This window comes from Enterobacter cloacae complex sp. 385G4 (assembly GCF_057320665.1).
In genome coordinates this window covers 77343-90348 of sequence record NZ_JBXWDD010000003.1, presented here as the reverse complement: position 1 = coordinate 90348, position 13006 = coordinate 77343, and the positions used below count along the sequence as shown (strand labels likewise).

The following is a 13006-nucleotide window of genomic DNA, read 5'->3' as shown; positions in this document are numbered from 1 at the left end:
CTTGCGGGGAGAGAAAGCGAAAAGAGGCGGAGACATTCAGCGTGAGTTGGCTATAATACCTGCCACTTGTTTACCATCCATTTTAAAGGACACCGACATGAGCTTACTCAACGTCCCAGCGGGTAAAGAACTGCCAGAAGACATCTACGTTGTTATTGAAATCCCGGCCAACGCAGATCCAATCAAATACGAAATCGACAAAGACACCGGTGCGCTGTTCGTTGACCGTTTCATGTCTACCGCCATGTTCTATCCGTGCAACTACGGCTACATCAACCACACCCTGTCTCTGGACGGTGACCCGGTTGACGTACTGGTTCCAACGCCATACCCACTGCAGCCAGGCTCCGTCATTCGCTGCCGTCCTGTTGGCGTGCTGAAGATGACTGACGAAGCGGGTGAAGATGCGAAGCTGGTTGCGGTACCGCACACCAAGCTGAGCAAAGAGTACGATCACATTAAAGATGTGAATGACCTGCCAGAGCTGCTGAAAGCGCAGATCGCCCACTTCTTCGAGCACTACAAAGACCTCGAAAAAGGTAAATGGGTTAAGGTTGACGGCTGGGACAACGCAGAAGCGGCGAAAGCAGAAATCATCGCCTCCTTCGAACGCGCTGCTAAGAAGTAATTCTTACTGCCAGACACAAAAAACAACGCCACCTCACGGTGGCGTTGTCGTTTTTCAGTACTGGTCTCTGTCTAACCAGTTACCGCTTACAATCCGCGTTAACCCGTCGACCGGACGCTGGTAGACATACATCCACGCGCTTCCGTACGGTGTCTGGATCAACTGGCGAGCGTATTCACCGCCCCTGGTGCGCAAGGCATCAAGTTCGGCAAGTGTAGCATTATCAATACGATAAACTTCACCCTGTACTGTTCCTTCGCCGGGAACCGCGCCTGGATAGTGGCCCAGGCTGTACAACTGGTAGTTCTCGATATTGTAATTCCCCAGTAGCTGGGCATTGGTCATCCAGTGACTGTTGCCTTGCCTGGTTCGTAAACTGCCGTAGACAAATATTCGCATTGCTAAAACTCAAACTGATAGAGCAGATCAAGTGCCTGGTCTACGCCGGACACTGCTTCCAGATATAGCTTAGGCATCAGGCGATAGCGTAACGTGAGTGTTGCCAGTGAGTCAAAGATCCCCACACCATATTTTACCTGCAGACCCGGCAGTACATAGCCGCTGACCACCACCTGCGAGGAGTCACCCACGCCCTGGGTGTCCAGCGCCAGATTGCTTACGCCGAACGTCTCGCCGATTTTACCCACAACCTGCCCACTTTGTGCAACCCCCAGACCGACCAACATTGAGGTCATCGCCGCACTGTCGCTTTGTCCGCTGTCCAGACCTTGTCCGCGCAGCAGATAAGAGAGGGCTTCCTGCTGCGACATCGCCGGGTCGGAGAAGATCTCCGCCTTCGGTTCGTCGGCAGAGCCGGTGACGCGTACGCCAGCAATGACGTCGTTTTCCGTCGCTTCCGGGTTACGAATCGCTTCGATGTTCAACAGCGGTTGATCCGGTGGGCCGGAGAACAGCAGCTCGCCTTTACGGACAATCAGATCCTGACCATAGGCATGGAAACGCCCTTCAGGAATATTGATCTGCCCATTGAGGCCAAGCCCTTGTTTATCCTGCGCCACTTTCAGGTCGCCCGTGAGCCTCGCCTTCAGCCCAAACGCATCCAACCGCACGTTATTTCCCACGTGCACGATAAGGTTACTATTAATCGGTATGCCAGCGCTCTTCTGTTCGACAGGTTTCAGATTTTCATTGAGCATAACTTCATCACTGGAGACGCCGACCGCGCTTTCCGGCACCTCGTGAACCACGATACGCGCCCACGGCACGTCCACGCGGCCATCCAGGGTGAAGAGGCTTGGCGTCGCCTCAAAGACCACGTCCGGCGAGACGTCCAGGCGCACCATTGGCGGTACGGTAATGCGCACCTTACTGCCTTTCGCGGCAATACGGGCGCGCCAGTTGTCGAGCTGGCTCCAGTCCGCGTCGCCGCTCAGGTTGATTTGCCCCTGCTGAGTTAATACCGAGCCGTTCAGCGTCGAGCTCATGCCGTTGAAGTTCATCGCAATCTGGCTGGGCTGCATATCGAATGGCATAAAGTTACCGTCGATATCCACACCGCTGAGCCGCAGCTGGCCGAACAGCTGAGGGCTTTGCGCGTTGCCCGCCAGGCGCAGGTTGGCATTTACCATGCCCTCGGCTTTTTCCCCGCGGGCGAAGATCGGGTTGACCATCGCCAGGTTGAAGTTACGAATATTGACGTTGCCGCCCAGATTGCGCCGCCCCTGCGGATCGGTAATCTGTATCTGCCCGTCCATCTGGCCGTTGTTGGTCAGACGGATAAGCCACCCCAGCTCCGCACGGTTGTTATGCAGGTCTGCACTCACGTTCAGAGTGTCGAAGGCCACCGGCAGCGGCGCGTCGTTGACTTCCTGCGTCACCTTCACGTTGCGCCCGGAAAGCGTGACGCTGCCCTGTGGAAGCCCCTCTTTGGTGGTGTCCCAGGCGACATCGGCTTTCCCGCTGAAGACGCCGCTGGCCTGCGTGGTGTCCGGCATAAACGGTTTCAGCATCGCCAGATCGAAGCGGTTCAGGTTGATCTGCGCGCGCCCTTCCGCCCCCGCATCAATGGTCTGCGGCACGCACAGCTCCGCGTTCGGGTTGGTCCAGCAGTGAGGCCCGATGCTGATCTTCTGCTCGGCGTTGCGGTAGTCCAGCGCAATGGAGCGCGAGAGCGCCAGCGGCCCCACCGGGGTGTTGAAGCGAGTGTTGTCCAGCGTTCCTTTCCAGCGCGTTTCCTTCCGGTCAAAGCTGCCGGTCAGGTGAAGCTGGCCGGAGACGGGCTCGCCCTGCACGCGCAGTTGGAGGTCGTGCTGCTTCTCGTTCCCTTTGGCGTCCAGAGTCACCAGGCTAATGTTCACGTCCGGCTGGGAAATGCGCTCCACGCGCAGGTTCAGGTTGCCGCCGATCTGATCGGTGGATTTCACATCCCCTTCCACGCGGACGCGGGCAACGCTCAGCTCCTGCCAGCGCAGATTGTTGGCGGTGATATCTGCCAGCAGCTGCGGCGCGTCCACGGTGCCGCGCACTTTCACGAGTCCTTTCGCCGTACCGCCCAGACCCGGCAGGGCGTTATCCAGATTCGGCGCGTCGATGGTGGCGTCAAGATTGAGATCTTTTACCCCCAGCTCGCCTTTGATATCCGCCGTGTTGCGGCCCAGCGCCACGTGCAGTCCCGGGATAATCCACTGCAGGTAGCTGTTGCCCTTCACCGAGCCTTCAACGTTCACCTTGTTCTGCTTCACGTTCCCGGTGAGCTTGATTTCCGGCACGTCCATCTGCCACGTGCCGCCGTAGAGGCTGCCGCGGGTTTTGATCAGCCCGTCCAGCTTCGACGGCCAGTCCGGCACCTCTTTGGCGGTGTTAATTCCCGTCAGCTTCAGCTCGCCGCGCCAGCTGATCGCCTGCTGCCAGTCGAGCAGCGCGGTCAGTTCCGTTTTGCCTTCCAGCGCCGCGACGGTCAGCTTGTCGAGGTTAACCTGCTGTTCGTTGCCTTTTGCATCCAGCGTGATGGTCGCGGGCGGCACGCCCTGCCCCTTCACCGCAGTGCGGAACGAGAGCGTGTAGTCGGTCATTTTGCCGCTCAGCTTCAGCTTCAGATCGTCGGCCTGATACTGTTTTTCGCCGGTAAACGGCCAGTAAAGCTGCTTGCTGACAACCTCAAGATTGAGCGGCAGCCCGGCTTCCGCCAGCTGGGTTTGCGCGCGCAGGGCCATGTCTACCGGGCCGGAGAGATTCACCCCGATATCCAGCTTCTCGCGCAGCGCCCCGCCCACTTTAACCTTCACTTTTTCGCCCTTCAGCGGGTCGATATTCAGGGCGCTATTGAGGGTGATATCCACCGGCCAGCTGTCGCGCAGCAGGGCGTTGCCTGACGCGTTCACCGAGCCCTGGTTGGTGTCGATATCCAGCGCGTCGAGCTTCATGTTGCCGTCAATGCTGCTGACTTTCAGCAGCATGTTAAAGACCGTCAGATCGGTGTCGCCGGTCAGGCGCAGCTGTTCGCCTTTGAACTCCTCAATGTTGAGGTTCAGCGGCAGATGCACGTCGGTCATTTCAGGCAGGACAGGCTTCGAGAAGAGTTCTTTCAGCGTTTCGCCCAGCGGCTTCTCTTCCGGCTGCGGGTTCTGGATCTTCGGTTCGACGATCTCTTCCTGCGCCACGTCCGCCACTTTCGGCAGCGCAATCAGCAACCCTTGCAGCGAGGTTGGCGTCAGGGTGAGGTTTTTCTCCTGCCAACGCAGACCGGAGGTGAAATCCATCACCGAAACGGTGGTGTCGTCGATTTTGATATTGACGTTATCGAGCGCCACCCGATAGAGCGCAATCGGGTACGGCGTGGAGAGATTCAGCGGGCCGCTGTCCTCTTCCTCAACCTGCGCAGACTTCGGCATTTTCTTTGAGTCTACCGCCACGTTGACGTCTTTTAGCGACAGATCGTTTACGCAGAGCTTGCTGTCCCGCAGGCAGCCCAGCTTCACCGCGAGATGAAATTCCCCGGCGTTGACCGCCACGCCCGGCTGCTCGTAGCGGATGTTCTTCAGACGCAGGTCGCGCCAGCCGCCCGTTACCTGACCAATTTCCAGCCCCGGCACCCAACGGTTCGCGGCGTTAAACAGCAGATGCAGCCCGGTCGTCGTTCCCACCAGAAACGCCACCGTACCGAGCAGCAGCACGATAAAAATCAGCACCCCGAGGCTTATTTTCTTCCATAAACTCATAATTCAGGCCCCAGACCGATGTAAAACTGTAATCCGTGTTCATCTTTGTCGCCCACCGGCACGGCGAAATCGAGCTTGATGGGCCCGACGGGTGATTGCCAGCGTACGCCCACGCCTGCACCAGTTTTAAAGTCGCTGCGGCGGATATCGTTCACCGCTTCACCACCGTCAACAAACATGGCGCCCCACCACTTGCCGCTGACGTTGTACTGATACTCCAGCGATCCGGTCGCCAGTTTGGATGCCCCGGTCAGCTGGCCTTTTTCGTTTTCAGGTGAGATCGATTTGTACTTATACCCGCGAATGCTGCGGTCGCCCCCGGCGAAGAAGCGCAGATCCGGCGGAACGCGCTCGAAATCACCCGTCTCAATCCAGCCGAGATTGCCGCGCATCACAAAGCGGTGTTTGTCATACAGCGTGCGGATCCAGACGTTTTGCGCCTGCACCACCGTGAAGTCGACGTCAGAGCCCCACATCGTATTGGAGTAGTCGATAGAGTAACGCTGTGAATCACCCCAGGTTGGCATCAGGCCGCCGCGCGAGCGGGTGCGGCTGATCATCACGCCCGGATAAAGCAGCATAGTGGTATTGGTGACGTTTGCCTGGGTAAAGTGATCAAGGCTCCAGCGCAGGTTAATGGCGCGCTGCCAGCCGCTGGAGAGATCCCAGAAGCGTGAAACCGCAAGCGTTGTCGAGTCCTGCTCGGTATCGTTCAAATCGGTACGCTTAAAGCCGCCCTGCAAAAGGTAATATTGCTCAAGCGGGTTTTTCAGCAGCGGCATTTTATAGCTGAAATCAAGCTGCTGTTCCGGCGCGGAAATGCTGGCGCTGGTGGTCAGGCTGTGGCCGTAGGAGTTCATCCACGGCTTTTTCCAGGAGGTCTTCACGCGCGGACCGACGTCTGTCGAGTAGCCAACACCGGTCTCAATGGTGTTCTCGGTGCGCGGCGAGACAACGCCATGCAGCGGCAACACCTTGGTTTTGCGAGACTTATCAAATTCCGGTGCGACAACCACGGAGTTAAACCAGCCGGTAGCGGAGAGGCGACGGTTCAGCTCCGCCAGATCGCTCGACTGGTAGTAGTCGCCTTTTTTAAACGGCACGAGGTTTTGCAGATACTCTTCACGAATTTGCGAACCTTCAAACGTTACATCGCCAAAGCGGTAGCGCTCACCGCTGTCGTAGTCAATATCCCAGAAGGCCTGACGTCGCTCCAGCGCGATGCCCAGCTGGCTTTTATTGAACTGGCTGTCGAAGTAGCCCTTACGCAGAGAGACGCTCGTCAGCTCTTTTTTGAAGTGGTCGTAGTCACCGTGGTTGAGCACGGTGCCGATTTTCGGCCGCGTGCTGAGCAGGTCCAGGTAGTCGCGGTCGGTACGCGCGCCGCCGCGCAGGATGACGTTCGTGCCGCCAATCAGCACCGGCTCGCCCGGCGAGACGCGGGCAATAAGCACCTGACGCCCCTTCTTTGGCGGCGGGCGGAGATCGAAATCAATGGTGGGTTCGTAATACCCCAGCGCTTTTAGCCCTTCACGGATCGCGTCATCCACGCGCGCGCGAAAACGCCGGTCCGGCGTCACCTCATCGCTCTGGATGGTCGACAGCTGCGCACGCACGTTTTTTTCCAGCGTCCCGGATAACCCCTCAACCTGCAAACGGACATTCGCCGCGCTGGCAACCCCGCTTGTCAGCAATACACTGACTAAACATAACTGGCGGATTTTTGTCACGTTTTCTCCTGAATATCCCTTTTCCACCCTGGAAGCAAATGAAGCGCCGCCGTGCGGCAAAATACGGCCCGGAAGCCAAAAACCCAAATCGTGGGTTGAAAACGGGTGTAACACCCAAATATTTCTTATGATTAAATCTAGTCTCATTCAGCGCATTTATTGTGTTCAATTAAACGCTTCGTGACAACCTTAACCGAAACATCGCACCCCGGGAGGCCCCATCGTGAGTTTATTCGACAAGAAGCATCTGGTTTCACAAGCTGATGCATTACCGGGACGCAACACCCCTATGCCTGTGGCGACCTTACACGCCGTCAATAACCATTCAATGACCAACGTTCCTGATGGAATGGAAATCGCCCTGTTCGCCATGGGCTGCTTCTGGGGCGTTGAGCGCCTCTTCTGGCAGCTGCCCGGCGTCTACAGCACCGCGGCCGGCTACACGGGCGGCTATACGCCGAATCCAACCTACCGCGAAGTCTGCTCCGGCGAAACCGGCCATGCGGAAGCGGTACGCGTGGTATATGACCCGACGGTCATCAGCTACGAACAGCTCCTGCAGGTCTTCTGGGAAAACCACGACCCGGCGCAGGGCATGCGTCAGGGCAACGACCACGGCACACAGTATCGCTCGGCCATTTATCCGCTCACGCCTGAGCAGGACGCCGCCGCGCGCGCCAGCCTTGAGCGTTTCCAGCAGGCCATGCGTGAAGCAGGCGATACGCGCGAGGTGACCACGGAAATCGCGACGGCGAAACCGTTCTACTACGCCGAGGACGATCACCAGCAGTATCTGCATAAAAACCCGTACGGCTACTGCGGCATCGGAGGCATCGGCGTTTGCCTGCCGCCACAGCTTGCCTGATTATTAACCGTTAAATCGTCACCCGTACCGGACAGCGCACGCTGTCCGGTCTGTTTTATGCCAAAAATGTGACCTCTGGCAGATTTACATCTCTTTACGCTATACTACCGCTGAAATAATCGGCTCAACGCTACGAGCTGACGTTCTACGTGTTTTCACACAAATGGTATCAACTCCCCTTCTGAGGATCTGGCGAGAAGCCGGATAAACTATGTTAAACAGTATTTTAGTAATACTTTGTCTTATTGCCGTCAGTGCATTTTTCTCGATATCTGAGATCTCGCTGGCCGCGTCCCGTAAAATCAAACTTAAGCTGCTTGCCGACGAGGGCAACATCAATGCCACCCGCATCCTGAAAATGCAGGAAAACCCCGGCATGTTCTTCACCGTGGTGCAGATTGGCCTTAACGCGGTCGCCATTCTCGGCGGTATCGTGGGCGATGCGGCCTTTTCTCCAGCGTTTTATAGCCTCTTTGTCAAATACATGTCCGCTGAGCTTGCCGAACAGCTGAGCTTTATTCTCTCCTTCTCGCTGGTAACCGGCCTGTTCATCCTCTTTGCAGACCTGACCCCGAAACGCATCGGTATGATTGCGCCAGAAGCTGTAGCTTTGCGTATCATCAACCCGATGCGCTTCTGTCTGTACGTGTTTCGTCCGCTGGTGTGGTTCTTCAACGGCCTGGCGAACGTGATTTTCCGCATCTTTAAGCTGCCAATGGTGCGTAAAGACGACATCACCTCTGACGACATTTATGCGGTGGTGGAAGCCGGCGCGCTAGCCGGGGTGCTGCGTAAGCAGGAACACGAGTTGATTGAGAACGTATTTGAACTGGAATCCCGTACCGTGCCCTCTTCCATGACGGGCCGTGAAAACATTATCTGGTTCGATTTACATGAAGATGAGCAGAGCCTGAAGAACAAAGTGGCGCAGCATCCTCACTCCAAGTTCCTGGTCTGTAATGAAGATATCGACCACATCATCGGTTACGTCGACTCCAAAGACCTGCTGAACCGCGTGCTGGCAAACCAGAGCCTGGCGCTCAACAGCGGCGTGCAGATCCGCAATACCCTGATTGTGCCGGACACCCTGACGCTCTCCGAAGCGCTGGAAAGTTTCAAAACCGCCGGGGAAGACTTCGCGGTGATCATGAATGAATACGCGCTGGTGGTGGGTATCATCACGCTGAACGACGTGATGACCACGCTGATGGGAGACCTGGTTGGCCAGGGACTGGAAGAGCAGATTGTTCAGCGTGACGATAATTCATGGCTGATCGACGGCGGTACGCCGATTGAAGACGTCATGCGCGTGCTGGATATCGACGAGTTCCCGCAGTCCGGTAACTACGAAACCATCGGCGGCTTTATGATGTTTATGCTGCGTAAAATCCCGAAACGCACCGACTCGGTGAAGTTCTCCGGCTACAAGTTTGAGGTGGTGGATATTGATAACTATCGCATCGACCAGCTGCTGGTGACGCGTATTGACAACAAGCCGACCGTACTGGTGCCGAAGCTGCCGGACGCGGAAGAGAAGGTGTCGGCGTAACGTTCCTGCCCCCACAAACATCAACGGCTCCCATCGGGAGCCGTCTTTTTAACTACCTACTGCATAGCACGTTGGTTAAGCCATCTCAGTTTGCAGACGCATAACCTGACGGTTGACTTCGGACATCACAGACAGGTGCTGTTTGTCCTTCACTTTTGGGACAAGGATCTTGCCCTTATCAAACTCAAAAGCGCCAACATCCTTGATGTACAACCGTCCACGGAACAGGATCTTCACGTACTTCGCCACCTGAAGCGGGTTGTAGCGTTGGAAAATTTTCATTCTTGTATCTCCTGCGAATCATACGCTCTTGCGGTGCCACAATCGGCCCGACTGTCCTGAGCGCAAATTTTGATGCCCAATGACTATAGACCAGAACTACGGTGTTACCCAGTGTGCATAAGTTTATTTACCGTTTGATTACAATTATTCAGAATAATCTTTGCAAAGCGTGATAGAGAGCAGTATAAGCCGTCGTTTTTTCATGGATATGTGCGTTCACCCGCAAACTGGCACTCGGATTGCGGGAAAACCACATTGATCGCACTTATGATTAAAACGTATGACCAAGTGGTCGGATCACCTGCAAACAATAAGGAAACGCCATGACCCTACGTAACATCCTTGCGGCAGCCTGCCTGCTGCTGCCCCTGTGGGCTTCCGCTCACAGCATTGAAAAAGGACAACGTGTACCGCTAGTCGGCATTGCTGACCGGGGAGAATTGATTCTCGACAATGATAAGTTTAGCTATAAAGCCTGGAATAGCGCGCAGCTCGCGGGCAAAGTGAGAGTTGTACAACATATTGCCGGTCGTACATCCGCAAAAGAGAAGAATGCCAGCCTGGTGGAGGCGATCAAGGCCGCAAAATTCCCTCATGACCGCTACCAGACCACCACGATTGTGAACACCGATGATGCCATTCCTGGCTCCGGGATGTTTGTGCGCTCAAGCCTTGAGAGCAATAAAAAGCTCTACCCGTGGTCGCAGTTTATCGTCGACAGCAACGGCGTGACGCGTAAGGCCTGGCAGCTTGAGGAAGAGAGCTCCGCGATTGTCGTGCTGGATAAGGACGGCCGCGTGCAGTGGGTGAAAGACGGGGCGCTGACCCAGGAAGAGGTGCAGCAGGTTGTCGCCCTGCTGCACAAACTGCTGGCTCAGTAAAGAGAGACGCGGAAGCCGGGGTTGAGGAAGGATTCGCGCGGGGTGTAGTCCAGCGGCTTGCCCTGCCAGTCATGGACATGCGCCCCGGCGGCCGCGGCAACGGCATGGCCTGCCGCGGTATCCCAGACGTTGGTTGGCCCAAAGCGCGGATACAGCTGCGCCTGACCTTCCGCCACCAGGCAGAATTTCAGCGACGAGCCAATCGAGGTGGTCTGGTGTTCACCCAGCTGTTGCAGGTATTCCTCCAGCTCGCTGTCGCTGTGCGAGCGGCTAATCACCACCAGCGGTGGACGGGCATCGCGCACCTGGATCTGCTTGCGTACGCCGCACTCCTCCTTCCAGGCCTTCCCTTCTGCAGCGCTGTACATCACCTTCATTACCGGCGCGTAGACCACGCCGAGCACCGCTTTACCCTTCTCAATCAGGGCAATATTGACGGTGAACTCACCGTTGCGCTTGATGAACTCTTTTGTCCCGTCCAGCGGATCGACCAGCCAGTAGCGCTGCCAGTGCTGGCGCTCGTCCCAGCTTTGCGGAGCTTCTTCAGACAGAACGGGGATATCCGGCGTTAAGGCCTGCAGACCTTGCAGGATCACCTTATGCGCCGCGATATCGGCCGCCGTGACCGGGGAGTCGTCCGCCTTGCTGACGACCTCCATAGGTTTTACACCGTCATACACCTGCATGATGGCATCTCCCGCATCCCGTGCGAGCTGACAAATCTTATCTAGCATTTTCCACCTCTTTGTTAACGCAGTGAGGTTAACTCTTTGTTTTAGTTATATCGTAATGTGAACAATTCCGCTATCTGTGAAGCAATTCCGGTTTCAGGTCGCTTTTTTCTGTCAGGATTCACATTTCTGTAAGCAACAAACGATAGATACATACTCTTTTGTGGAACGGATCGAAAAAAGGACTCCTCTGATGATTAAGTTTAGTGCAACGCTTCTGGCGACGCTGATTGCAGCGAGCGTGCAGGCGGCGACGGTAGATCTGCGTATTCTGGAAACGACCGATCTGCACAGCAATATGATGGACTTCGATTACTACAAAGATACCCCTACGGAAAAATTCGGACTGGTACGTACAGCAAGTTTGATCAACGCCGCGCGGGGTGAAGTCAAAAATAGCGTGCTGGTGGACAACGGCGATCTCATTCAGGGCAGCCCGCTTGGCGATTACATGGCGGCGAAAGGTCTGAAGAAAGGCGAGATCCATCCCGTTTATAAAGCGATGAACACGCTGGACTATGCCGTTGGCAACCTGGGCAACCATGAATTTAACTACGGCCTGAAATACCTGCACGATGCGCTGGCCGGCGCGAAGTTCCCCTACGTTAACGCCAATATCATCGACGTTAAGACGCAAAAGCCGCTCTTTACCCCTTACCTGATTAAAGAGAGTGAAGTTGTCGATCGGGACGGTAAAAAGCAGACGCTGAAAATCGGCTATATCGGCTTCGTACCGCCGCAGATCATGACCTGGGATAAAGCCAACCTCGACGGCAAAGTGACCGTTAATGACATTACCGAAACCGCGCGCAAGTATGTGCCGGAAATGCGTGCGAAAGGCGCGGATGTCGTTGTCGTGGTGGCTCACTCAGGCCTGTCAGCCGACCCGTACCAGGCCATGGCGGAGAACTCCGTTTATTATCTGAGCGAAGTCCCGGGCGTTGACGCGATCCTGTTCGGCCACGCTCACGCCGTTTTCCCGGGCAAAGATTTTGCCAGCATTCAAGGGGCGGATATCGAGAAAGGGACGCTCAACGGCGTGCCGTCGGTGATGCCGGGCATGTGGGGCGACCACCTTGGCGTGGTGGATCTGGTGCTAAATAACGACAGCGGCAGCTGGAAGGTGACGCAGTCAAAAGCCGAAGCGCGCCCGATTTACGACGCGGCGGCTAAAAAATCCCTGGCCGCGGAAGATAAAAAGCTGGTCGACGTGCTGAAGCACGACCACGACGCCACCCGCGAATTCGTCAGCAAGCCGATCGGCAAATCCGCCGACAATATGTACAGCTTCCTGGCGCTGGTGCAGGACGATCCGACCGTTCAGGTAGTCAACATGGCCCAGAAAGCCTATGCCGAACACTTTGTTCAGGGCGATCCGGATCTGGCAAAACTGCCGGTGCTGTCTGCCGCTGCGCCATTCAAAGTGGGCGGACGCAAGAACGACCCGGCAAGCTATGTTGAGGTCGAAAAAGGCCAGCTGACCTTCCGTAACGCCGCCGATCTCTATCTCTACCCGAATACCCTGGTAGTGGTTAAAGCCACGGGGAAAGAGGTGAAGGAGTGGCTGGAGTGCTCCGCCGGACAGTTTAACCAGATCGACCCGAAGAGCAGTAAACCACAGCCGCTGATTAACTGGGACGGCTTCCGCACCTACAACTTCGACGTGATCGACGGCGTAAATTACCAGATTGACGTCACCCAGCCGGCGAAATATGACGGCGAATGCCAGGCGATTAACCCGCAGGCCGAACGCATCAAAAACCTGACGTTCAACGGCAAGGCGATTGACCCGAATGCAACCTTCCTGGTGGTGACCAATAACTACCGCGCCTACGGCGGCAAGTTTGCCGGTACGGGCGATAGCCACATCGCTTTTGCCTCGCCGGACGAAAACCGCTCGGTGCTGGCGGCGTGGATCGGCGCGGAGTCGAAGAAGGCGGGCGAAATTCACCCGGCGGTGGATAACAACTGGCGTCTTGCGCCAATCCACAGCGATGCGAAACTGGATATCCGCTTTGAAACGTCACCGTCCGATAAAGCAGCCGCGTTTATTAAGGATAAGGCGCAGTATCCGATGAAGAAGGTTGCGACGGATGATATCGGGTTCGCGATTTATCAGGTGGATTTGAGCAGGTAGCGGTGATTGTGCCGGGTAAGGCGAA

General features: G+C 56.2%; 10 protein-coding genes. 5 read left to right on the top strand and 5 right to left on the bottom strand.

Annotated elements, in window-relative coordinates; genetic code table 11:
• Positions 1-97: 97 nt before the first annotated feature.
• Positions 98-628, top strand: a complete 531-nt coding sequence (gene ppa, locus AC2FAJ_RS10925) for an inorganic diphosphatase (RefSeq protein ID WP_041911466.1) — start codon at positions 98-100, stop codon at positions 626-628.
• A gap of 54 nt (positions 629-682) precedes the next feature.
• On the opposite strand, the gene AC2FAJ_RS10920 is transcribed toward ppa, so the two are convergent.
• Genes AC2FAJ_RS10920 through tamA form a run of 3 tightly spaced genes read right to left on the bottom strand, consistent with a single transcriptional unit; the run spans position 683 to position 6536 of the window.
• Positions 683-1027, bottom strand: a complete 345-nt coding sequence (locus tag AC2FAJ_RS10920) for a gamma-glutamylcyclotransferase family protein (protein ID WP_008501424.1) — start codon at positions 1025-1027, stop codon at positions 683-685.
• Between the two features lie 2 nt (positions 1028-1029).
• Positions 1030-4806, bottom strand: coding sequence for an autotransporter assembly complex protein TamB (gene tamB, locus AC2FAJ_RS10915; RefSeq protein WP_485454123.1), 3777 nt, complete (start codon positions 4804-4806; stop codon positions 1030-1032).
• Positions 4803-6536 carry an autotransporter assembly complex protein TamA gene (gene tamA / locus AC2FAJ_RS10910; RefSeq protein WP_045631255.1) on the bottom strand — a complete coding sequence of 578 codons (1734 nt, stop codon included), beginning with the start codon at positions 6534-6536 and terminating at the stop codon, positions 4803-4805. The genes tamB and tamA overlap by 4 nt, the downstream gene beginning before the upstream one ends.
• Positions 6537-6759: 223 nt before the next feature.
• Between tamA and msrA the strand changes: the two genes are divergently transcribed.
• Together msrA and paeA are read left to right on the top strand one after the other, a co-directional pair.
• Entirely contained in the window at positions 6760-7401 is a 642-nt protein-coding gene (gene msrA / locus AC2FAJ_RS10905; protein ID WP_028015284.1) for a peptide-methionine (S)-S-oxide reductase MsrA, read from the top strand.
• 211 nt (positions 7402-7612) lie between these two features.
• Positions 7613-8950, top strand: a complete 1338-nt coding sequence (gene paeA, locus AC2FAJ_RS10900; protein WP_028015283.1) for a polyamine export protein PaeA — start codon at positions 7613-7615, stop codon at positions 8948-8950.
• 75 nt (positions 8951-9025) lie between these two features.
• Here the strand turns inward: paeA and AC2FAJ_RS10895 are convergent, their stop codons facing one another.
• Complete coding sequence (locus AC2FAJ_RS10895) at positions 9026-9232, bottom strand: DUF1107 domain-containing protein (RefSeq protein ID WP_008501430.1); 207 nt, start codon at positions 9230-9232, stop codon at positions 9026-9028.
• A gap of 323 nt (positions 9233-9555) precedes the next feature.
• On the opposite strand from AC2FAJ_RS10895, the gene AC2FAJ_RS10890 reads away from it, so the two are divergent.
• A complete protein-coding gene (locus AC2FAJ_RS10890) occupies positions 9556-10113 on the top strand; it encodes a YtfJ family protein (RefSeq protein ID WP_485454122.1) in 558 nt (185 codons plus the stop codon).
• Here the strand turns inward: AC2FAJ_RS10890 and cysQ are convergent.
• Positions 10107-10847, bottom strand: coding sequence for a 3'(2'),5'-bisphosphate nucleotidase CysQ (gene cysQ / locus AC2FAJ_RS10885; protein ID WP_028015281.1), 741 nt, complete (start codon positions 10845-10847; stop codon positions 10107-10109). The two genes, AC2FAJ_RS10890 and cysQ, sit on opposite strands and share 7 nt — an antisense overlap.
• 190 nt (positions 10848-11037) lie before the next feature.
• Here cysQ and AC2FAJ_RS10880 point away from each other — a divergent pair, with 190 nt between their 5' ends.
• Positions 11038-12981, top strand: a complete 1944-nt coding sequence (locus tag AC2FAJ_RS10880; protein ID WP_045631256.1) for a bifunctional 2',3'-cyclic-nucleotide 2'-phosphodiesterase/3'-nucleotidase — start codon at positions 11038-11040, stop codon at positions 12979-12981.
• The last annotated feature ends 25 nt before the right edge of the window (positions 12982-13006 follow it).